Annotated in this window: 14 protein-coding genes; 11 read left to right on the forward strand and 3 right to left on the reverse strand. The window is 52.2% G+C overall.

Annotated features, from left to right (window positions below; genetic code table 11):
* Nucleotides 1–162 precede the first annotated feature (162 nt).
* Nucleotides 163–1,020 carry an enoyl-ACP reductase gene (locus J5A66_RS02070; protein ID WP_211790819.1) on the forward strand — a complete coding sequence of 286 codons (858 nt, stop codon included), beginning with the start codon at nucleotides 163–165 and terminating at the stop codon, nucleotides 1,018–1,020.
* 98 nt (nucleotides 1,021–1,118) lie between these two features.
* Here the strand turns inward: J5A66_RS02070 and J5A66_RS02075 are convergent, their stop codons facing one another.
* Complete coding sequence (locus tag J5A66_RS02075; protein WP_211790820.1) at nucleotides 1,119–2,900, reverse strand: 1-deoxy-D-xylulose-5-phosphate synthase; 1,782 nt, start codon at nucleotides 2,898–2,900, stop codon at nucleotides 1,119–1,121.
* A gap of 576 nt (nucleotides 2,901–3,476) precedes the next feature.
* Here J5A66_RS02075 and J5A66_RS02080 point away from each other — a divergent pair.
* From J5A66_RS02080 to J5A66_RS02105, 6 genes are all read left to right on the forward strand, one after another.
* Nucleotides 3,477–5,003, forward strand: a complete 1,527-nt coding sequence (locus J5A66_RS02080) for an NAD(P)/FAD-dependent oxidoreductase (RefSeq protein WP_211790821.1) — start codon at nucleotides 3,477–3,479, stop codon at nucleotides 5,001–5,003.
* A 1-nt stretch (nucleotide 5,004) separates the two neighbouring features.
* The gene (locus tag J5A66_RS02085; RefSeq protein WP_211790822.1) at nucleotides 5,005–6,495 is read left to right on the forward strand and encodes an NAD(P)/FAD-dependent oxidoreductase; all 1,491 of its coding nucleotides are present in this window, start codon (nucleotides 5,005–5,007) and stop codon (nucleotides 6,493–6,495) included.
* A 4-nt stretch (nucleotides 6,496–6,499) separates the two neighbouring features.
* Nucleotides 6,500–7,387, forward strand: coding sequence for an alpha/beta hydrolase (locus tag J5A66_RS02090; RefSeq protein WP_211790823.1), 888 nt, complete (start codon nucleotides 6,500–6,502; stop codon nucleotides 7,385–7,387).
* Nucleotides 7,388–7,668: 281 nt separating this feature from the next.
* Nucleotides 7,669–8,994 (forward strand): phenylacetate--CoA ligase family protein, encoded by a 1,326-nt coding sequence (locus J5A66_RS02095; RefSeq protein ID WP_211791396.1) that lies wholly within the window; start codon nucleotides 7,669–7,671, stop codon nucleotides 8,992–8,994.
* A complete protein-coding gene (locus J5A66_RS02100; protein ID WP_249110004.1) occupies nucleotides 8,978–10,141 on the forward strand; it encodes a 1-acyl-sn-glycerol-3-phosphate acyltransferase in 1,164 nt (387 codons plus the stop codon). The genes J5A66_RS02095 and J5A66_RS02100 overlap by 17 nt, the downstream gene beginning before the upstream one ends.
* The gene (locus tag J5A66_RS02105; protein ID WP_211790824.1) at nucleotides 10,138–13,299 is read left to right on the forward strand and encodes a 1-acyl-sn-glycerol-3-phosphate acyltransferase; all 3,162 of its coding nucleotides are present in this window, start codon (nucleotides 10,138–10,140) and stop codon (nucleotides 13,297–13,299) included. The genes J5A66_RS02100 and J5A66_RS02105 overlap by 4 nt, the downstream gene beginning before the upstream one ends.
* A 273-nt stretch (nucleotides 13,300–13,572) precedes the next feature.
* On the opposite strand, the gene metG is transcribed toward J5A66_RS02105, so the two are convergent.
* The gene (gene metG, locus J5A66_RS02110) at nucleotides 13,573–15,618 is read right to left on the reverse strand and encodes a methionine--tRNA ligase (RefSeq protein WP_211790825.1); all 2,046 of its coding nucleotides are present in this window, start codon (nucleotides 15,616–15,618) and stop codon (nucleotides 13,573–13,575) included.
* Between the two features lie 165 nt (nucleotides 15,619–15,783).
* Nucleotides 15,784–17,151 carry a dipeptidase gene (locus tag J5A66_RS02115; protein WP_211790826.1) on the reverse strand — a complete coding sequence of 456 codons (1,368 nt, stop codon included), beginning with the start codon at nucleotides 17,149–17,151 and terminating at the stop codon, nucleotides 15,784–15,786.
* A gap of 961 nt (nucleotides 17,152–18,112) precedes the next feature.
* On the opposite strand from J5A66_RS02115, the gene J5A66_RS02120 reads away from it, so the two are divergent.
* The 4 genes from J5A66_RS02120 (at nucleotide 18,113) to J5A66_RS02135 (ending at nucleotide 22,554) form a co-directional block, all read left to right on the forward strand.
* Nucleotides 18,113–18,817: a DUF5020 family protein gene (locus tag J5A66_RS02120; RefSeq protein ID WP_211790827.1), complete on the forward strand. Its 705-nt coding sequence runs from the start codon at nucleotides 18,113–18,115 to the stop codon at nucleotides 18,815–18,817.
* Nucleotides 18,818–18,835: 18 nt separating this feature from the next.
* A complete protein-coding gene (locus J5A66_RS02125; RefSeq protein WP_211790828.1) occupies nucleotides 18,836–20,134 on the forward strand; it encodes an NCS2 family permease in 1,299 nt (432 codons plus the stop codon).
* Nucleotides 20,121–21,065, forward strand: a complete 945-nt coding sequence (locus J5A66_RS02130) for an endonuclease/exonuclease/phosphatase family protein (protein WP_211790829.1) — start codon at nucleotides 20,121–20,123, stop codon at nucleotides 21,063–21,065. The genes J5A66_RS02125 and J5A66_RS02130 overlap by 14 nt, the downstream gene beginning before the upstream one ends.
* Nucleotides 21,066–21,387: 322 nt before the next feature.
* Nucleotides 21,388–22,554, forward strand: coding sequence for an exo-beta-N-acetylmuramidase NamZ domain-containing protein (locus tag J5A66_RS02135; protein ID WP_211790830.1), 1,167 nt, complete (start codon nucleotides 21,388–21,390; stop codon nucleotides 22,552–22,554).
* Nucleotides 22,555–22,556: the final 2 nt, after the last annotated feature.

The following is a 22,556-nucleotide window of genomic DNA, read 5'->3' on the forward strand; positions in this document are numbered from 1 at the left end:
AAATCATCCGGATGCGGCAGGTTTCCTCCGACTAATTTGTAGGTCCTCAACCCGCTCTGATAGAAAGGTCTACGGCTGTGCCGCATGCCAGTTTCCATCCCTTTTCCTTGGCTTTCTTGCATAAAAGCCGTACTTTTGCAGCGAATTTTTTAGCAAAGAAATATGTCATACAATTTATTGAAAGGCAAGCGCGGCGTGATCTTTGGTGCGCTGAACGACTTGTCCATCGCATGGAAAGTGGCTGAACGTTGCGCCGAAGAAGGGGCTAACATCGTGCTGAGCAACACCGAAATGGCTCTGCGCATGGGTGAACTTGATGCGCTATCCAAGAAAATCAACGCACCGATTGTTGCTGCCGACGCCACTAACTACGACGATTTGGAGAACGTTTTCGTTAAAGCGCAAGAGCTTTTGGGCGGAAAGATCGACTTCGTGCTCCACTCCATCGGTATGAGTCCTAACGTTCGCAAACGTCGAACCTATGATGATCTCGACTACAACTGGCTCAACAAGACGCTCGACATCTCTGCCATCTCGTTCCATAAGATGCTTCAGGCTGCCAAGAAGGTAGATGCCATTGCCGAATATGGTTCGGTAGTAGCCCTCACCTATATCGCTTCGCATCGCACTTTCTTCGGTTACAACGACATGGCCGATGCAAAGAGTCTGTTGGAGAGCATCGCCCGCAGCTTCGGTTACATCTATGGACGCGAGAAAAATGTGCGAATCAACACCATTTCGCAGTCGCCCACACCCACAACAGCAGGAAAAGGCATCAAGGATATCGACAATATGATGGATTTCTCCGATAAGATGTCGCCTTTGGGAAATGCTTCTGCCTTGGAGTGTGCCGACTATTGCGTGACGCTTTTCAGCGATCTCACTCGTAAAGTAACCATGCAGACGCTCTTCCATGATGGCGGTTTCTCGAACATGGGCATGAGTTTGCGTGCCATGAACCAGTATAGCAAAGACCTCGCACCCTACGAAGACGAAAACGGAAAGGTGATTTACGGATAAAAAGACTGATCCCTGCCCCTCTTTTAGGAGAGATATGAAAAAGCAGGTGTCGAGAAATGCATTTCTGGGCACCTGCTTTTTTCGTGCACTCCTCTGTGTTATTGTGTATGTCGCACCGAACTGTTATTCAGCAATTGCTTTACCTTTGCCACGATTTGCTCGTCTAAGAGTTCGTTGTCGTGCAAAAGTTGCTCAACGTTATAGCGGTCGTAGAGAGCCTTTTTGATGCCCAGGCAGAGCACCTTCATATCTGTGGGCCCGTAGAAGCGGGCGATGCGTTCGCCGAACCCTCCATCGATGCAGCCGTCTTCCAGTGTCACCACCAACCGATGCTCGGCTTTGAGACGCTCGAGCAGAGCCTCGTCGACGCCTGTCAGATAGCGTGGATTGATCAGTGTGGCCTCAATGCCCTCGTCGGCCAAAGCCTTTGTCACCGTCTCTCCTTTCTGAAAGAAGTTGCCCACGGCAATGATCGCCACCTCCGAGCCCCATCTTTGCACCTTGAAACGGTTGAGTTGCGAATAGTCTTCCTCGTAAGTCTCGTTGCTATGCACGGTCTCTCCCGCCGGAACACGGATGGCAACGGCATACTGTTCCTGCCGGATGGCCCATCGTTCCATGGCGATGAGCTCTTCGAAAGTGGTGGGAGCCAGATAGACGAGGTTAGGGATATGACTGAACATGGGGATATCGAAGAAGCAGATATGCGTGAAGTCGTTCATCCCGAAGACCGATGCACCCAGCACGTTGATGACCGCCGGATTACCGTTCACGCAGAGGTCTTGAGCCAGTTGGTCGTAGGTGCGCTGCAAAAAGGTGGCAAACGTGCTGAACACCGGTCGTGCTCCGCGTTTCGCCATGCCCGAGGCCAGTGCCACAGCTTCCTCTTCAGCAATGCCCACATCGATGTATTGGCGGCCCATCTGCCGACGTTGTTCGGGTCCGAAGCCCAATGCCATGGGTACGCCCGCCGAGATAGCCACGAGTGTCGGGTCGGTTTTCATCTCCTCCATGAGGAAGTTTCCCAGCAGGAAAGGCGTGTATTCGCCTCCGCCCTTTTCTTTTGTCTGTCCCGTGGCCAGGTCGAACGGTGCGCAGTAGTGCCAGTGTTCCTTGTCGTTCACGGCCGGTTCGTAGCCGTGTCCCTTCTCCGTCTGGATGTGCACCACGGTGGGGCGCGGCGTGTCTTTTACCTGGCGGAACAGCTCCACCAGAGCCTTCACGTCGTTGCCCTGTTCAAGATAGTGGTAATCGAAACCGAAAGCGCGAAAGAGATTCAGTTCCGCTTGTCCTCGGGTGTTACGCAACAGTTTGAGATTCGCATAGATGCCGCCGTGGTTTTCGGCAATACTCATCTCGTTATCGTTCACGACGACGATGATGTTCGTACCGATTTCGGCCGCCGTATCCAAGCCTTCGAAAGCCTCGCCGCCGCTCAAACTCCCGTCGCCGATAAAGGCAATGACATTCTCCTTTCCGCCCAAGACGTCGCGTCCTTTCTGCAAACCTGTGGCCAGGGCAATGGAAGTAGAGGTGTGCCCCACCTCGAAATTGTCGTAAACGGGCGACTCCAGAGGCGAACTATAGCCTGAAATGGCATCCAGAGCCTCGTCGTCGAGAAATCCCTTGGCGCGTCCTGTGAGCACCTTGTGTGGGTAACTCTGGTGCGAAACATCGAAAACGAGCTTATCTTCGGGCGTATCGAACACATAGTGCAGGGCCACAATGGCCTCTGTCGCACCGAGATTCGGCCCCACATGTCCGCCATGATGACTCACGCGATGCAACACTGCGGCCCGTACTTCTTCAGCCACTCCCTTTAATTCTTCTACATTCAGTGCCCGCAAATCTTTGGGCGAATCGATTTTTTCAAGATACATCTTTCTGCCTTTCTTTATTATATATCATGTGTCAATCCTGACGTTGCCACAAAGGTACGCCGTAAATAGCGAACAAAACCTCTCACCGCAGCCGTTTTTATACATTTTTATAGGGCGGCATTCATTTTGAAGAACGTTATTCTGACAGCGTAAGCACGCTTCGTTTGTCGACCTTATTCTACCAACCGACCTACTCTTACAAGTTGTTGGTTAACGCCAACTCACGTGCTCTTCCTCTGCCCGCTCCTTCCTCTTTCCCTCCTTCCTAATCCATCTCTTAGCTTTTAGGGTGTAAAAGCTAAGAGATGGACTTGCATTTTCTTAGCTTTTGCACGTCATTTTCTTAGCTTTTGCCATCCCGTGTCTTAACGTCTTTATACTCAACGCCTTCCGTAGGCAGAGAGAAAGGAGGGAGAGGGCTACGGCCAACTTTCCCCTTTTTGCAGGAAAAGATTGTGAATTTTATCGTAACTTTGCATAGAAATTCTTGTATTCAAGGGGCCACGGTCTTGTTTTTCACAAGAGAGAAAAGAGCCGCCTCTTCCTACTGACAATCGAAGGAGATTTCCATTGATAATGAAGAGTTGTATCATCATAGGCAGCGGACTGGGCGGACTGTCGTGCGGTGTGATCCTCGCACGCAACGGTTACCGAGTGACGGTGCTTGAACAAGGCACACAGGCGGGCGGATGTCTTCAATGTTTCCACCGCGGCGGGGCGAAGTTCGAAACGGGAATGCACTTCATCGGTAGTGCCGATGAGGGGCAGACGTTATACCGTCTCATGCGTTATCTCGGTCTGGGAGACATCCCTCTCACCCGGCTCGATAAGAGTGGATACGACCATATTTGGCTGGGCGGACACGAATTCAAACTGGCCAACGGGCGAGAGGCCTTTGTCGAGACCCTCGCCGCCCACTTTCCCAAGGAGAAAGACGGCCTGTACCGTTACTTTTCGCTGGTAGAACAGGTGGCTAACGCCTCTTCGCTCCACTCGCTGCGCCATGCCGAGAACGATGCTGTGCTGAACACCGAGTTTCAGATACGCAGCATAGACGAGGTGATCGACAGTGTGATTGCCGACCCGATGCTACGCCGCGTGCTCGTGGGCAACCTTCCTTTATATGCCGCCGAGCGAGGGAAAACACCTTTTTCTACCCATGCTTTCATCACCGATTTCTACAATCGCAGTGCATTTCGCATTGCCGGGGGCAGCGATGTCATCACACGTTCGTTGGTAAAGACCATCGAGGGTCTGGGCGGAGCTGTGCTCACGCGTCGCAAGGCGGTGCAGGTGGTGTGCGATGAGAGTCGTGCTACGGGCGTGATCACAGCCGATGGAGAATGCCATCCGGCCGACCTTGTGATCTCGGCGGTGCATCCCAATCGCCTGCTCGAGATGCTCAAGGGCAACCATCTCTTACGCCCGGCCTACTGCCGACGTCTCTTGGCCGTGCCGAACACTGTGGGTGGTTTTGCCGTCTACATGAAGTTCAAACCCGAAAGCATGCCCTACAGCAATCACAACTTCTACGGTTATGCTTCTGACACGCCTTGGGGGTGCGAGCATTACAGAGAAGAGGAGTGGCCCAAGGGCTATCTTTACATGCACATGTGCCCCGAAAAAGCTGCGGGAGAAGGGCGTGACGACGTGCCGAAGTGGGCCCAGTGCGGCGAATTGCTCAGTTATATGCAGTTTGAAGACGTGGCACGTTGGTCGGGAACGGCTATCGGTCGCCGCGGAGCCGACTACGAAGCGTTCAAGCAAGACCGGGCCGAACGGCTCATCTCCTTAGCCGAACGGCAGCATCCGGGCCTGCGTAGCTGTATTGAAAACTACTGGACGTCTACCCCGCTAACCTATTTCGACTACACCGGAACCGAGCGCGGGGGGATGTATGGCGTAGCAAAAGACATCACAAAAGGGGCTGCCTGCCACGTGCAATACAAAACTCGCATTCCCAATCTCCTGCTCACGGGGCAGAATATCAACTCGCACGGTATGCTGGGAGTGCTGGTTGGATCGGTGGTTACGTGCAGCGAACTGCTCACTTCCGAAGAGATTTACCGACAAATCAGGGAAAACGAGGGAGAGAAAGCATAACATGAAAGAAGAGATACTCATCATCGGAGGCGGCTTAGGCGGACTCATGACCGGAGCATTGCTCGCCAAAGAGGGCTTCGTCGTTACCGTTTTGGAGAAGAACGGCACTGTCGGCGGTGGTCTGCAAACCTTCCATCGTCACGGCATTGCCTTCGAAACGGGCATGCATATCTTAGGCGGCTTTCGCCCGGGAGGCAGTCTTCGCCGCATCTGTACTTATTTAGGCGTGATGGATAGCTTGCAGTTGCGCCCCGTAGATGCCGACTGTATGGATCAAATCACCTATGCCTCGGATGGTGCAACCTATCGAATCGCCGCCGGGCGAGAAGGCTTCGTCGAGAGTTTGGCTGCCTATTTCCCCACAGAAAAAGAGAATCTGCGCCGATATGTCGACCGGATGTATGCCCTTACCCAAGAACTCGACCTCTTTTATCTGCGTTCTTCAGAGGAATCCTTCCATCCATACAGCGACGAATTCACCATGCCGGCCGATCGCTTCATCGCTCGTTACATCGCCCACCCTAAGCTACGCGACATCCTGGCTTATATGAATCCGATGTATGGAGGCGTTGCCGGACATACGCCGGCTTACGTTCACGCGCTCATCAATGTGCTTTATATCAACGGAACCGACCGTTTTGTAGGCGGTTCGCAGCAATTGGCCACCGCTCTTTGCCGGGTCATCGAGAGCGAAGGCGGACAGGTGATACCCCTGGCACAGGCCGAACGCATCGAGACGACCGACCGAATGGTGAGTTGTGTGCACACAAAGGACGGGCGAAAGTTCTCTGCCCGTTATTACATCTCTGCCGTTCACCCCGACGAGATGTTGCGCATTGCCGACACATCGGCCTTTCCCAAGGCTTACGCAAACCGTCTTCGGTCGATCCCCAGCACCTATTCCACCTTCAGTCTGTTCGTCGAACTGCATCCCAAAGCCTTTCCTTACATCAACCACACCTGTTATTATCAGCAGGATTACGACAAGATTTGGAACCTGGCTCACTATGATGAGCAGACCTTTCCTTATGGATTCATGTACATGACGCCGCCAACGCCCCAGCAAACGCCATGGGCCAGTCATCTTATCGTGAACTGCCTGATGCCCTTCGAGGCCGTTTCGCCGTGGGAAGACAGTTATATCGGGCGGCGCGACGACAGTTATCGGGCCTGGAAAAAGCGGCAAGAGGAACGCATCATCGACCGGATGGAAGAGCTGCACCCCCACTTTCGGCAGGCCGTCAAGCAGGTTTGGTCGGGCAGTCCGCTCACCATTCGCGACTATTATCATACCACTCGCGGAGCCATCTACGGCTATTCCAAAGACTGCAACAATCTTTTGCTCTCGCAGGTGCCCGTTGTCACCAAGGTGCGCAACCTTTTTCTCACCGGTCAGTGCGTGGGTTTGCACGGCATTTGCGGCGTTCCGCTTTCGGCCATTACCACCGCCGAGGCCATTGTAGGGCGCAATGTCATCATCAGAAAGCTATAAACGGATGAAACGAAACTTACTCCTGCTGTTGCTCTTGACCGCCCTCCATGCCACAGCCCAGATACAAATATGGAAGGGAACATGCGAAAAAGCTCCGCAAGTGACCCTCACCCCCTATCTGCCCGAGGGCAAAACTGTGAGCCGAACGGCCGTCATTGTATGTCCGGGCGGCAGCTATCACTGGCTCGACATGCAGACCGAAGGCATCGAAGTGGCCCAATGGCTCAACCGAAACGGCATCGCCGCCTTCGTGCTTCGCTATCGTGTGGCGGGCGTTTGGGCCTATATCTCCCACTATCGCCTGCTGTTCAGAGGGCACAGACAGCCCGATATGCTGCGCGATGTGCAACGTTCCATCCAATTGGTGCGCCAGAACGCTGCCCAATGGGGCATCGATGCTGAAAAGATAGGTGTGATGGGCTTCTCTGCCGGCGGACATTTGGCGATGGCATCGGCCGTGTTCAGCGGCACCAACTTCCTCGCTCCGCTGGGCATCAGACCGCAAGTGACGCTTCGTCCCAACTTCGTTGTGCCTCTCTACCCTGTGGTGACGCTTGCCGACAAGCGTTGGGTGCACAAGCGTTCGCGAAAGGGCATCCTGGGCGAATGGGGCAAATACAACCGCCGAATGCGCGATTCGCTCTCACTCGAACGGCATATCCCGGCAGGATGTCCGCCCGTTTTCCTGGTCAACTGCCAAGACGACCCCATCGTTAAATACGGAAATAGTCTGCTGCTCGACTCTGCTCTCACTGCCAAAGGCATCACCCACCGGTATCTTCTCTACAAAACCGGCGGCCACGGCTTCGGAGCCAGCGACACAAAAGGCACGCCCGAGTGTCGGCAATGGCGGCAAGCGTTTCTCGATTGGCTCAAAGAAACGGGCTTTTAGCTGAGCCGGAAGAGTTGGTTATCAGAGCCTCCGCGTCCGAAGGGCAGGGCTTTGTGCCGGGCTTTTTTATTCGTTTTGGGTCGAGTTGATAACTCGTTGAGCAACAATCGTTTATCGATCGCATGGCAAAAGCTAAGCTTTTGTACGCCGAAAGCTAAGAAAACGATGCCCAAAAGCTAAGAAAACGCAAGGCAAAAGCTAAGCTTTTAGAAATCGATGCCTTCAGGGCCTGAAAATAGAAACAAAAAAAGCAATCATCTCACGTAAAGAAAACATCGATGATGAACAACGATATAGAATTTCAATCGCCCCTGGAAATCAAACGTTTCCAGGAAGAGCTGCTGCAAAAACAGCTGCGTTATCTGCAAGAACACTCGCGCTACTATCGCCGGATGTTCGAAGAGCAGAGCATCGACATCGGTAGAATCAGCTGTATCGAACACCTGGCCGCCCTTCCTTTTACAGAAAAGAAAGACTTACAGCTCTTTAACGACGACTTTCTTTGTGTGCCCAAGCACCGCATCATCGACTATATCACCACCTCGGGAACGCTGGGAGATCCCGTGACCTTTGGCTGCACAGATGCCGACCTGGAACGTTTGGCTTTCAATGAGGCCAAGTCGTTTGCCTGTGCAGGTCTCACTCCAGACAGCATCGTGCAACTGATGACCACCCTCGACAAGCGGTTTATGGCCGGCATGGCCTACTTTCTGGGGCTCCGCCGCTTAGGTGCCGGCGTGATCAGGGTGGGCAATGGCATCCCCGAACTGCAATGGGACACGATCCGTCGCATGCGTCCCGATACGCTGATGTGTGTCCCCTCGTTCATCCTTCGCCTCATCGAGTATGCCGAAGAGCATGACATCGACTACCGCCACTCGTCGGTTCGCCGCATCATCGGTATCGGCGAGGGGCTCCGACGGCAAGATTTCTCACTCAATCTTCTGGGGCAGCGCATCCGGGAAAAATGGCCTGAGGTGCAGCTTTTTGCCACTTACTCGAGCACAGAGATGGGAGCCACCTTCTCAGAATGCGGCTTCGGACAGGGCGGACATGTACATCCGGAGCTGATTATCGTGGAAATCATCGGCGAAGACAATCTTCCCGTATCGCCGGGACAGGCCGGAGAGGTGGTCGTCACTACCCTCGGGGTGGAGGCAATGCCGCTGTTGCGATTCCGAACAGGCGACATCGCCGCCATGCGCACCGAGCAATGCCCGTGCGGACGATGGGCCTATAGGCTCACTCCGCTCGTGGGACGCAAGAATAACATGATTAAACTGAAGGGTACAACGCTCTATCCGCCGGCCATTAACGATGTGCTCGACAACACGCCTTACGTGGAATGCTACGTGGTAGTGGTGCGTTCGTCGGTCGCCGGCACGGATGAGGTGATTGTAAAAGTGGCCCTTAAAACGCCCTGTGCGGACGAAAAGAGCCGAGAAGAACTCATCAAGACGCTGAAAGACAGCTTCCGCTCGCGCATCCGCGTGGCTCCCATCGTGGAATTGCTGCCCGTAGAGGAGGTGAGACGTATCAATTTCCCGGCCAAAAGTAGAAAACCGGTGAAGTTTATCGACGAAAGAAACAATGCCGAAATGCAATGATTGCCTTATGAACGACCTGTTGACAGAGACCGAATTCGACGACATCCGCCCTTATCGGGATGCCGAAGTGGCGGAAGCTATGCAGCGAATAGCCGATAGTAGATGGCTCCCACAGTTGGCTGCGTTCGTCTTTCCCGACTTGAACGTAGAAGAGGTGGCCCGTCTATTGCGACAAATCGACACCACCAGGGCCTTCCAACGCCGGGTGATGTATCACTTCAACGAGCAGGTGATGAGGCGCAGCATCGAGCATTTCAGCTGCAACGGTCTGCAACGACTCGACCCCTTGCATCCCTATCTCTTTGTGAGCAACCACCGAGACATCGTTCTCGATGCCTCGCTTCTTCAGAATGCATTGGTGGATCATGGCTTCGAGACAAGTGAAATTACCTTCGGGGCCAATCTCATGTGCGATCCTTTGGTGATCGATATTGGTCGGAGCAACAAGATGTTTCGGGTGGAACGCGGTGGAGATGCTCGTGAATTTTATCGCAGTTCGCTACATCTCTCGCGCTATATCCGACATGTCATCACTCAAAAGCGAGCGTCTGTGTGGATCGCACAACGTAATGGACGCACGAAAGACGGCATCGACCAAACCGAACAGGGGCTCATCAAGATGTTTATGCAGTCTGCCGATGACGAGAAAGTGGCTTCCCTGGCGGCGTTGAACATTGTTCCGGTGGCCGTGAGCTATGAGTGGGAACCGTGCGATCTGCTGAAAGCCGCCGAGATGGCTCGCTCTCGGCATGGCAAATATGTGAAACAGCCGGGCGAAGACATCCATAGCATCCTCACAGGCATCAACCAACAGAAGGGGAAAGTTCACTTCGAGGTATGCCCTCCGCTGACATCCGAGGAGCTTTCGCCTCTCTCTGCCCTCCCGTTGAACGAGGCTACGCGACGCATTGCCGAACTGATCGACCGCCGTATCATCGAGGCCTACCGACTGATGCCTACTCATCGACTGGCCTACAGCATGCTTCACCCGGAGGAAAAGCCGGATTGGGTGGCTGATGAAGGGCTCAAAGAGATGTTGATACGTAGGATGCAGACGCTCGAAGAGGCCGAAATGCGCGACATCTTCTTGCAGATCTACGCTCACCCGGTTGTTTCTAAACTCAAGTTTTCATATCCCTTGTCATGACAACTCGACTTCTTCTGCGCCTGTACGACTTCCTTCAGTCGCACCGATTCTTGCGTCTGGCTCTTCTTACAGCGGTGATGGTCGCTGCCGTTGCTTCGGCTTTGCAGTTGCGTTTCAAAGAAGATATCAGCGATTTTCTGCCCAACGATCCCACCTATCGCCGCTCGATGGATCTCTATCGGCAAACCAACGTCGCCGATAGAATCTTCGTTGTCTTTCGAATGAAGGACACTTCGCAGGTGGATGTCGACCGAATCGTGCAAGCTGTAACCCTCTTCGAGCAGCAGGCAAAGGCCAAACGTTGGACCATCACGGCCCGGATGGACTATGAAAGGATGCTCCGTGTGGCGGATTTTGTATACCGCAACGCGCCGTTGCTGATGAACGAGGAAGACTATGCTCGCATGTCGCGACGGATGAACGCTGATAGCATCGCCGCTGCAGTGAGACATGACAAGGAGATGTTGCTCTTTCCGACGGGCGATTGGCTGTCTCGAAATATTCAAAAAGATCCGCTCGGCTTGTTCACTCCTATCCTCGAGCGACTGCAAACCTCGGGGCGTGCGATGCGATATGAACTGAATGACGGTTGCATCTTTGCTCCGGGAGGTCGTTTTGCCATAGCAATGGTTGACTCGCCGTTCGGTTCCAGCGAGACCGATCGGAACAATCAGCTTATCGAAGAGATAGATGCTGCCGCACGAAAGGTGGAAGCGCAGTTGCAGAACGTGCAGATCACCACCACCGGAGCACCCGTCATCGCCGTAGAAAATGCCCGACAAATCAAGACCGACAGTCTGTGGGCAGTAGGCATTGCGGCAGTTTTGATCTTGGGTTTGCTGGTCTATACCCTGCGGCGAGTGCGTTATCTCTCGCTCATTGCCCTCTCTTTGGCCTTCGGTTGGGTGGTGGCGATGGGTGGAATAGCCCTTGTCAGCCGTGAGGTTTCTATCATTGTGTTGGGCATTGCTTCTGTGATTATTGGCATTGCCGTGAACTATCCCCTGCATTTTGTTACCCATCTGGGACACTGTCCCTCGCCGCGCACCACGCTGGAAGAGATTGCCGAGCCACTCGTTGTAGGCAATATCACCACCGTTGGAGCCTTTTGTGCGCTCATTCCGCTGGATTCTACCGCCCTGCGCGACCTGGGTTTGTTTGCCGCTTTCATGCTTGTGGGCACTATTTGCTTTGTGGTGGTGTTTCTGCCTCATCTTTGTGGGCGGGCGAAAGACAAACCTTTGGCGACGTGCGACAAGGATTCGCCATTGGAAGAGGCCGAACAACCAACCGACGACACGCCGTTCACCCCCTCCTATCCCCGCAACAGATACCTGGCCGCGGGGCTTGTGGTGGCTACCATCGTGCTGGGTTACTTCAGTTGGTCGACCCAATTCGACACCGACATGCAGAAAATCAATTACCTCAAGGATGCACAGAAAAGTCTTTTGTTGGAATTGGGGCACATGCGAAACGAACTTCCCGGCACCACACAGGTGTATTTCGCTGCCACGGGGCAGACGGTTGAAGAGGCACTTGAGCGCAGTGCGCAGGCCTTTCCCTCGCTGCTTATTGCAGGAAAGGCCGAACAACAGCGGCGAATCGACCGCTGGAACGACTTCGTTGTTCGTTATCGACCCTTGCTCAAAGAGCGTTTGGCTGCGGAGGCCTTTGCCAATGGATTTTCGAAAGAGGCCTTTGCCGACTTCAACGCTGTGCTCGACACCCGCTATCGGCCTCAAGTCGTGAGCTATTTCGCACCGCTCACCGCCAATTCTTTGGGCAATCGCATCGTGGGAAACACCGTTGTCAACATCCTTAACGTGCCTTCTGCGCAGGCAGACAGCTTGATGGCAGCCTACAACAACGCGGCTAATGGCGATGGGCAATGGGCTTTTGATGTACAAAGCATGAACTCGGCCATTGCAACGACGCTGTCTCAGCACTTCAACTACATCGGATGGGTGTGCGGAGCCATTGTGTTTGTTTTCCTTTGGCTGTCTTTTCGCCGGATAGAACTTACTCTTATCGCCTTCCTACCCATGGTTGTGTCGTGGATTTGGATTCTCGGAACGATGCATTTACTGGATATGCGCTTCAATTTGGTGAACATCATTCTGGCCACCTTTATCTTCGGACAAGGCGACGACTATAGTATCTTCATCACCGAAGGTCTGATTTACGAGCAGAAACACCGTCGGCGTATGCTCGCTTCTTACAAACGCAGCATCTTTTTATCGGCTGCCATCATGTTTATCGGTATGGGTTCGCTCGTCGTAGCTCGGCATCCCGCGTTGCACTCTCTGGGCGAAATCACCATCGTAGGCATGGCATCGGTGGTGGTGCTCACCTATCTCATCCCCCCGATGCTCTTCGGTTGGCTTTATACCAATAGCGATGGCATGGCTCGACCTTTGCCTATCACCCTCGTTCGTCTGCTGAGCACAGCTTGGGCAGCGGCAGTCTATCTTCTACAGGTGTTCTATGGCTGTTTGCTGGGCATGTGGCTGTTTGTGCTACATCGGAAGACGGTGCATCGAATGGGCATTTTTCATCGCCAGAAATACCACTTTTTCCGTTTCGACATTCAGCATCTGCCAGGCGTAAAGACTGAGATATGTTATGATGGGGAAGAAAACTTCGACCGTCCGGCAGTGATCATCTGCAATCATCAGTCTATTCTCGACCCGGTATGCCTGATGGCACTTTCGCCCCACATCCTTATCTCTATCGGGAGTCGAGTGTGGCACCACCCCTTGGTGGCCCGTGTGCTGCGGTTTGCCGATTTTATTCCCACCGAAAACGGTTCGGAAGCCATTCTCTCGCTTTGTAGGAAGCATGTGAAAAACGGGTATAGCATCGCCATCTTTCCTGAAGGCGAACGGGTGACGACGAGTTCGATCAGTCGATTTCATAACGGAGCTTTCGCTTTGGCAAAAGAGTTGAACGTCGATATTCTGCCCGTTTATCTCTACGGACTGCGCAAACTGATGCCTTGCCATTCGCCGGTTTGCTATCGTGGAAAGCTAATCATCCGCGTGGGAAAACGCATTACGCAGGCCGAACTGCAACAGATGGGCAACACGACGCTGGAGGTGAAACGGGCCGTTTATCGCCGTTACGTAGACGAATACAATGCGTTCCCGGCCGAAAGATAGCGCATTTTTCCTCTCAAAGTCCGTCGTTTTCTCCTTCTTTGGCTCCTGTTTGTGTGCTGTTTGTAAGTTGTTTTATATCAATGGCTTAGAAAGCGATTTCTAAAAGCTAAGAAAACGCAGGGTAAAAGCTAAGAAAATGGAATGAAAAAGCTAAGCTTTCGCCTAGCGAAAGCTTAGCTTTTGAGAAATAGGGTCTTACGGCTGTGCAGCCGCTTGGTAGACGATGGACGTTTTGCTTGTGGTCGTCGGGCTGCAGATGACTGGCGGGACGGACTATCCCACTTGGCTGCCCGGTTTCACTTTCCGTAGCAACGAGGTGACGCTGAGGTCGCCATTGAAGTCTTCGGCCGAAAGAATCATCCCCTGACTCTCGATGCCCATCAGCTTGCGAGGTGCGAGATTGGCGATGAAAAGCACATCCTTTCCTATGAGTTCTTCGGGCTCGTAGAACTTCGCAATGCCGCTAACGATAGTTCGATCGGTGCCGCTGCCATCGTCGAGGGTGAACTTCAGCAGTTTGTTGGCTTTCTTCACCTTTTCGCAGGCCTTGATATGGCCCACGCGGAGGTCGAGTTTCTCAAAGTCGGAAAAGTCGATGACGGGTTTGATCTCTTTGGCTCTGTAGGCCGCTTCCTCGTTGGCGCGTTTCGTAGCCTCTAACTTCTGCCGTTGCGCTTCGATGGTTTCGTCTTCGATTTTCTCGAAAAGCAGTTCGGGTTCTGCCAGTTGGTAGCCGGGTTTGAGTATCTCAGTGTTGCTCAGTTCGTCCCAGTTGAAACGGTCGAGGTTTAGCATTCGTCGCAGTTTGGCACTGCTAAAAGGCAAGAAAGGCTCGAAGGCGATGGAGAGATGGGCCACCAATTGCAGCGAGATATACAAGATTGTTTCTACGCGTTTGGGGTCGGTTTTCCATACTTTCCAGGGTTCGCACTCGGTGATATATCGATTTCCGATGCGCGCAAGGTTCATGGCTTCTTTCTGTGCATCGCGGAATTTGAACACGTCGAGCAGACTTTCCACCTTTGTTTTCACTTCTTTCAATTCGTTCAAGGCCTGTCTGTCCGCTTCAAGAAGTTCTCCGCAGGCAGGCACAATGCCGTTGAAATATTTCTTTGTGAGCTGAAGTGCGCGGTTAACGAAGTTTCCATACACCGCCACCAGTTCGTTATTGTTGCGCTCTTGAAAGTCTTTCCACGTAAAATTGTTATCTTTCGTCTCGGGTGCGTTGGCTGTCAGCACATAGCGAAGCACGTCTTGCTTACCGGGAAAGTCAACTAAATACTCGTGAAGCCACACGGCCCAGTTCTTGGAAGTAGAGATTTTGTCGTCTTCTAAGTTCAAAAACTCGTTGGCAGGAACGTTTTCCGGCAAGATATAACCACCGTGTGCTTTGAGCATTACGGGAAAAACGATGCAATGAAAGACGATGTTGTCTTTACCGATGAAGTGAATCAAGCGCGTATCGGGAGCCTTCCACCACTGCTCCCAGCTATCGGGCAGGAGCTCTTTGGTATTGGAAATGTAGCCGATAGGGGCGTCGAACCACACGTAGAGTACCTTTCCGTCGGCTCCTTCCACCGGAACGGGGATGCCCCAGTCGAGATCTCGCGTCATAGCTCGAGGCTGAAGGTCGAGGTCGAGCCAGCTTTTGCACTGCCCATAGACGTTGGAACGCCACTCCTGATGCCCCTCTAAGATCCATGTTTTGAGCCACTCCTGATACTCGTTGAGCGGCAAATACCAGTTCTTGGTCTTCTTCAGAACTGGCGAAGAACCGCTGATGGTAGACCGTGGATGGAGCAATTCGGTGGGAGAGAGGTCTCTTCCGCATTTCTCGCACTGGTCTCCATACGCCCCTTCATTGTGGCAATGCGGGCATTCGCCTGTGATATAGCGATCGGCGAGGAACTGTTTGGCCTCCTCGTCGTAGTATTGTTCGGTTTCTTTTTCCAGCAGTTTCCCCTCTTCATAGAGCTTGCGGAAGAAGTCGCTGGCCAGCTGATGGTGTGTCTTCGAGGTGGTTCGGCTATAGATATCGAAAGAGATACCGAAGTCTTCGAAGCTCTTTTTAATCATCGAATGGTAGCGATCCACAATATCTTGCGGTGTAACGCCCTCTTTGCGGGCTCTGATGGTGATGGGAACGCCATGTTCGTCGGAGCCGCCGATAAAGATCACGTCTTGGTTTTTCAACCTCAGATAACGCACATAGATATCTGCGGGCACGTATACGCCGGCCAAATGTCCGATGTGCACACCGCCATTGGCATAGGGAAGAGCTGCAGTAACGGTGGTGCGCTGATAGTTTTTCTGTTCCATCGATCTTTCTTTTAATGAAATTTTGCCTGCAAAAGTACGATTTTTCTGTGGAAAACCGTCATGAAACCGTGCGGGATTGAGGAAGAAAAGTACATCTTTCAAAACAAGAAAAAACCGCTTGAAGCGCAGCGTAGGGCTTCAAGCGGCTGTCGATGGAGGAGTGTTTCAGTTGTCGTTCTCCCGATCGTACTCTAAGTGGAAGCCCACAACTGCCTCTATTCCCTTGCGGAACATATTCAAGGGCATGTTTTCGTTGGGTGAGTGGATGGCATTCGACTCCAGACCGAAGCCCATCAGAACCGTCTTTACGCCCAAAATCCGCTCGAACGTAGAGATGATAGGGATGCTACCCCCTAAGCGCACGGCCAGCGGACGCTTGCCGAACACCGCCTCAATGCCCCGTTCGGCTGCTTTGTAGGCGGGCATATCGATGGGGCAGACGTAGCCTTGTCCGCCGTGAAGGAACTTGATATCCACCTTCACCGAGCGGGGAGCAACGCGTTTGAAATAGTCGATCACCAGTTGTCCCACCTCCTGATAGTCCTGATTCGGCACCAATCGGCACGACAATTTGGCATAAGCCTTCGAGGCAATGACGGTTTTTGCCCCGTCGCCGGTATAGCCTCCCCAGATTCCGCACACGTCGAACGAAGGTCGGAAGCCCGTTCTCTCAATGGTGCTATAGCCCTTTTCGCCGGTCAGTTCGTCCACATCAATCGCTTGTTTGTAAGCGTCGAGGTCGAGTGGGATAGCGGCCAGCATCTCGCGTTCTTCGGTTGTGGGTTCCTCCACCTTGTCGTAGAAACCGGGAAAGAGGATCCGTCCGTCTTCGTTGGTTACATTGGCGATGAGTTGACACAGAACGTTGATGGGGTTGGCGATGGCTCCACCGTAGTGACCCGAGTGCACATCGCGATTCGGACCGGTTACTTCTATCTGCCAATAGGCGATGCCGCGCAGACCGGTGGTGAGTGTCGGTACATTTTCGGCTATCATACTGGTGTCTGAAACGAGGATAACGTCGCACTTTAAGAGTTCTTGATGCTCCTCGATAAAGGCACCCAGACTGGGCGAACCCACTTCTTCCTCACCCTCGAGAATGAATTTGATGTTGTGTTTGAGCAGCCCTTGCTTGGCTACATATTCAAAAGCCTTGGCCTGAATGAAAGATTGGCCTTTGTCGTCGTCGGCTCCGCGGGCCCAGATATGCCCGTCGCGCACCTCCGCTTCAAAAGGTTCGCTCTTCCAAAGTTCGAACGGTTCGGCCGGCATCACGTCGTAATGCCCGTAGATGAGCACCGTCTTGGCGTTGGGATCTACCATCTTTTCGCCGTAGACCATGGGGTTTCCAGCCGATGGCATCACCTCGGCGCGGTCGGCACCGGCCATCAACAGCAGTTCTTTCCACCGTTCGGCACAGCGCAACATGTCGGGTTTGTGTGCCTGTTGGGCACTGACACTGGGGATGCGAATCAGGCTGAAGAGCTCTTGCAGCATCCTTTCCTCGTTTTCTTGGATATACTTTTTGATCATAAGTTGGGGTTGATGATTGTTGAGTGATTGAGTCATGGAAGATACCAAATGGGCCCATCGACTGTCTTTGGATGTTCTCCGCGCTTTTCTCTCCTTTTATATATAGGGGTGATGAGCAGATGAGGGCGGAGATGAAGCGGCTTTTTCGATGGACAGGGTAAAGTTAGTGTTTTTACGGATAGGATGTTTGTTTTACAGAAACTTTAACTTTTAAGTCATTCGCAGAGGGCTTCTCGTTGCAGTAGTACCCTTTTTCTCGGGCAGATTTGGTTTCTTTTCTGACTAAGTTAGGGGATTGGGAGTAGGTTTCGGCCTGTTTCAACCTCTAACTGGGAGAGATTGGATAGACCAAGACCTATGGCCTTGTTTTCTCTCTACGTACCGTAGACATGGTAGGCGCGCTTCGCTTGCCAACCTTGCTCTACCAACAGGCCAACCGCTATGCGGTTGTTTGCGCAAAGATATTGGAGAGAGAGCTCGAACAAACAAGAAAACAGACGCATCGCGTAGCGATTGTTTGCGTAAGGGTATGTAAGGTCTGTCAACAAGCAAAGTAAGTATTTGATTGTCAAGGTGTTATAAAACGAATTTCAAAAGCTAAGATAATGGCGTGCAAAAGCTAAGAAAACGCAAGGCAAAAGCTAAGAGATGGGCATGCAAAAGCTTAGCTTTTGAGTAGTAAGGAGGGAAGTAGTAAGTAGTAAGGAGGGGAGGAGTAAGTAGTAAGGAGGGGAGGAGTAGGTGGTAAGGGGGGAAGTAGTAAGTAGTAAGGAGGGGAGGAGTAAAGAGAAATAGGATTGTTTTTTATGGCGAAATAGCACAAACTCAACTGTAAAAGAGCTTAAAAACTAAGAAAATCTGTGTAACTTTGCAGGCAATTGCGGGTGCCGATACACTGACCATCGGTGGTTTCGGTATTCTCATCTCTGACATAAGACAATCAATCATCTGAAAAAACAACATGAAAAAGCTATTTGCTGTGGCCCTCGCCTTTGTGGCAGGCCTGTCGGTGCAGGCACAAAACGTGCAGTTGCACTACGACTTCGGTCATCTCAACGACAATCTCTCTACACGTCCTCACCTCACAACGACGGTGGAAATGTTCAAACCCGACCGGTGGGGAAACACGTTTTTCTTTGTCGATATGGACTATGCCGATAATGGCGTGGCAGCTGCCTATTGGGAGATTTCGCGCGAATTGAAGTTTTGGAAAGCTCCCCTGGCCGTGCATGTAGAGTATAACGGCGGACTGGGCAAGGGCGTAGGCTCGTATAAAGATGCTTATCTGGCAGGTGCCACTTATAGCTGGGACGAACAAAACTTCAATTCGGGCTTTACGTTCACGCCGATGTACAAGTTCCTTGCGAAGCAAAGACAGAGCCATTCGTGGCAACTCACCGCTACTTGGTATCTACATTTTGCCAAACATCTCTTCACTTTCAATGGCTTTGTCGACCTTTGGGGAGATCGTCGCTTCGACAACGGTCGGAACCTCTGCGTCCTGATCACCGAACCGCAGTTCTGGTTCAACCTGAATCACCTCAAAGGTGTGCCCGATGACTTGAAACTGAGCCTGGGAACTGAGTGGGAAATCAGCAATAACTTTGTCAATCAAAACCATCGCTGGTACTGGCTGCCCACGTTAGCAGCGAAATGGACCTTCTAATATTGATCCACTCCATCCATGTCTTTCTATTCTCTCTTGGGCTTCGACCCCAAAAAACATCAACTCCGCACGGAGTTGACCGCTGGCATCACCACGTTTCTCACCATGAGTTACATCCTGGCGGTGAACCCCGACATACTGAGTGCTGCCCAAATGGATAAAGGGGCGGTGTTCACGGCTACGGCTTTGGCCTCTGCTTTGGGCACGCTCTTTATCGCTTTTCTGGCCAAACTGCCCTTTGCACAGGCCCCCGGTATGGGTATCAACGCCTTTTTTGCTTTCACCTTGGTAAAAGCAATGGGCTATTCTTGGGAGGCTGCACTGGCGGCAGTCTTTGTAGAAGGATTGATTTTCATTCTTCTCACTGCGCTCAACATCCGTGAGCAAATCGTGAAGTGTATCCCCCGGAATCTGCGATTTGCCATCTCGGGCGGACTGGGCCTTTTTATTGCTTTCATTGGACTGAAGAACGCCGGCCTTATCGTGGCCAATGAGGCTACGTTCGTTACGCTCGGGGCTTTCACGCCTACGGTTGTGCTGGCTTGTATCGGTATCATCATGAGTGGGGCACTCATCGTTTTGAAAGTGCGCGGTGCGCTATTCTATAGCATTCTGATCTGTACGATCATCGGAATCCCGATGGGCATCACGCAGATCCCCCAGGGCTTTATGCCCGTTTCGATGCCCCACAGCATCGCACCCACCTTTCTCAAACTCGACTTTCGTGCGTTGCTCAATGCCGACATGGTGCTCACCATCTTCGTGTTGGTGTTTATCGACATCTTCAACACCCTGGGAACGCTCATCGGAACGGCTGCCAAAACCGATATGATGGACGAAAATGGCAACGTGAAGAATATCCGACAGGCGCTGATGGCCGATGCTATCGCTACCTCTACGGGAGCATTGCTCGGTACATCCACCGTGACTACCTTCGTAGAGAGTGCTGCGGGCGTGGCCGAGGGTGGGCGAACGGGACTCACTGCCTTGACAACAGCCGCGCTTTTCCTTGTGGCCCTGTTCCTGGCTCCGGTGTTTCTCGTCATCCCGTCGGCAGCCACTACGGGCGCACTGGTGTTGGTGGGCGTCTTTATGCTGGAGTCGATCAAGAAAATCGACCTGCAAGACATCTCGGAAGCTTTGCCTTGCTTCATCACCGTGTTGACGATGGTGCTCACTTACAGCATTGCCGAGGGCATGGCGTTGGGGTTGATCAGCTATACATTGGTGAAACTGTTGAGCGGACACTATCGTGATGTCAATCTAACCCTTTTTATCGTCAGCGGATTGCTCATTCTTCGGTATGTTTTTCAATAACATCAAACGCTTGTTGGCAGGGGCGATGCTGTGCATGGCTCTTGCCGCCGAGAGTCAAGGCCTGTTTGTCGGTAGCTACAACATCCGATATAAGAACGACGGAGACGCTCAAAAAGGCTTTCTTTGGGACAAGAGATGTCAGGTGATTTGCGATCAAGTCAACTTTGAATCGCCCGACGTTTTCGGTGCGCAAGAGGTGTTGGCAGAGCAATTGCACGATCTCTTGTGCCGTCTTCCACGCTATCGCTATATCGGTGTGGGGCGAGATGATGGTCGGGAGGCAGGCGAGTATGCTGCCATCTTCTATCGATACGATCAAGTGGAACGGCTCGAAGAGGGGCATTTTTGGCTTTCCCAAACGCCAGATGTGCCTTCGTTGGGATGGGATGCAGCCTGCATTCGCATTTGCACTTGGGGCAAATTCAGACAGAAAGATACGGGGTGGACGTTCTATTTCTTCAATCTGCACACCGACCATGTGGGCGTAACGGCACGCCGAGAGGCTGCCAAATTAGTGCTGAAGAAGATCAGAGAGATGGCCGGACCGGGGGTTCCTGTGATTCTTACGGGCGACTTCAATGTGGATCAGACCGACGAGACCTATGCGCTCTTTACTCGCTCGGGACTTCTTGACGACTCGTACACGCTGGCCCGACAGCGTTTTGCCGAGAATGGAACGTTTAATAGCTTCGACCCGAGTCTGAAAACCGACAGTCGTATCGACCATATCTTTGTGTCAAAAGGTTTTCAGGTGCCGGCCTATGCTGTGCTGCCCAACTTCTATTGGACGGAGGACAAGGCTTCTTCGTTACAGAAAGGGGCTGATGCTCCGCAGCAAATCAACCTCAGTAGGCATACCCTTCGCCCTGCTTCCGACCATTATCCGGTTTTTGTCAGACTGTTGTGGCAGGGCCAACGCTCAGTGAGATGAAACGAAAAGATGGAGAAAAGGCTCCATCTTTTTGATTTTTATAAAGGATGTCTTTGGCTTTTGCAGACAGACATCAGGCCTTGATGGGTGACATCGATCTTTGTGATGAATTGGCAAGAGAGGTTGACTTGATGGGGCTTACACCTTATTATATATATGAAAAACACTCCAAGCGGGGATAAAGGAAAACGATTTGCAGGAACGAAGTACAGATTTTTTACCCCTTAAAGGAAAAGAATAAATTAAAAAATATCTAATTTGGTGTTTTTGATTCTAAAAAATAAGTCTATCTTTGCCCCATAAGCAACTAAAAACCGCCTGCATGAAAAAACTGATAATAATGCTATGGGTGCTCTGTCTTTCTGTTGTAGGACAGGCAAAAGAGGAGCGCGTGATCAATGGCGACGAGCAAATAGAAGCCTATATCGGCTTGTTGAAGGGCAAACGAGTGATGCTTTTCTCTAATCATACGGGTATGATAGGAGATCAACATGTGCTGGATGTGTTGTTGGAACGAGGGATAAAGGTGGTCGGAATCTTCTCGCCCGAACACGGCTTTCGTGGAAATGCAGACGCAGGAGAACATGTGGGCAACTCTGTCGATGGGAAAACCGGCGTGGTGATACATTCGCTCTATAACGGAAAAGATGGGCGGCCCGATGAGAATTTGCTGCGAAAGGCAGATGTCTTGGTCGTTGATATACAAGATGTAGGGCTTCGGTTCTATACCTATTATATCTCTATGATGCGCCTGATGGAGGTCTGTGCGCAGACCAAAACCAAGGTTTTGGTGCTCGACCGGCCCAATCCTAACGGCTTTTATGTAGACGGTCCTGTGCTGGACATGCGGCATCGGTCGGGTGTTGGCGCGCTTCCTATCCCCGTTGTACACGGTATGACGCTGGGCGAATTGGCACAAATGATGAACGGAGAGGGCTGGTTGGAGGGCGGAAAACATTGTCGCCTGACGGTGATCCGCTGCCTGAACTATACCCATCAAACGCGCTACGTCCTGCCGATCGCCCCATCTCCCAATCTGCCTAACATGCAATCGATTTATCTCTATCCATCGGTCTGTCTCTTCGAGGGCACGGATGTGAGTCTCGGTCGTGGAACAACGCAGCCTTTTCAGCAATATGGGCATCCGCAGATGGTGGGCTATTCGCACCATTTTACACCACGAAGCATGCCCGGAGCGAAAACGCCGCCACAGCAAGACCAATGCTGTTATGGCGTGGATTTGAGCCACATGAGTCAGGAAGAAATACAAAGACGCGGGTTCGACCTCTCGTATGTCATCAACGCCTACCGCAACCTCAACATCGGCGAACGCTTCTTTACGCCCTTCTTTGAAAAACTTGTGGGAGTGGACTACATCCGACCGATGATTGCAGAAGGGTGTAGTAACGAAGAGATACGCGCCCAATGGCAGGCAGAGGTGGATCAGTTTAAAACTCGCCGCCGACCCTATCTACTTTACAAAGAATAAAC

This window comes from Prevotella sp. oral taxon 475, from assembly GCF_018127805.1.
Lineage (GTDB): Bacteria > Bacteroidota > Bacteroidia > Bacteroidales > Bacteroidaceae > Prevotella.

Coding starts and splice junctions, on each gene's coding strand:
- J5A66_RS02070 (WP_211790819.1), top strand. CDS start 163: ATGTCATACAATTTATTGAAAGGCAAGCGCGGCGTGATCTTTGGTGCG.
- J5A66_RS02075 (WP_211790820.1), bottom strand. CDS start 2,900: ATGTATCTTGAAAAAATCGATTCGCCCAAAGATTTGCGGGCACTGAAT.
- J5A66_RS02080 (WP_211790821.1), top strand. CDS start 3,477: ATGAAGAGTTGTATCATCATAGGCAGCGGACTGGGCGGACTGTCGTGC.
- J5A66_RS02085 (WP_211790822.1), top strand. CDS start 5,005: ATGAAAGAAGAGATACTCATCATCGGAGGCGGCTTAGGCGGACTCATG.
- J5A66_RS02090 (WP_211790823.1), top strand. CDS start 6,500: ATGAAACGAAACTTACTCCTGCTGTTGCTCTTGACCGCCCTCCATGCC.
- J5A66_RS02095 (WP_211791396.1), top strand. CDS start 7,669: ATGAACAACGATATAGAATTTCAATCGCCCCTGGAAATCAAACGTTTC.
- J5A66_RS02100 (WP_249110004.1), top strand. CDS start 8,978: ATGCCGAAATGCAATGATTGCCTTATGAACGACCTGTTGACAGAGACC.
- J5A66_RS02105 (WP_211790824.1), top strand. CDS start 10,138: ATGACAACTCGACTTCTTCTGCGCCTGTACGACTTCCTTCAGTCGCAC.
- metG (WP_211790825.1), bottom strand. CDS start 15,618: ATGGAACAGAAAAACTATCAGCGCACCACCGTTACTGCAGCTCTTCCC.
- J5A66_RS02115 (WP_211790826.1), bottom strand. CDS start 17,151: ATGATCAAAAAGTATATCCAAGAAAACGAGGAAAGGATGCTGCAAGAG.
- J5A66_RS02120 (WP_211790827.1), top strand. CDS start 18,113: ATGAAAAAGCTATTTGCTGTGGCCCTCGCCTTTGTGGCAGGCCTGTCG.
- J5A66_RS02125 (WP_211790828.1), top strand. CDS start 18,836: ATGTCTTTCTATTCTCTCTTGGGCTTCGACCCCAAAAAACATCAACTC.
- J5A66_RS02130 (WP_211790829.1), top strand. CDS start 20,121: ATGTTTTTCAATAACATCAAACGCTTGTTGGCAGGGGCGATGCTGTGC.
- J5A66_RS02135 (WP_211790830.1), top strand. CDS start 21,388: ATGAAAAAACTGATAATAATGCTATGGGTGCTCTGTCTTTCTGTTGTA.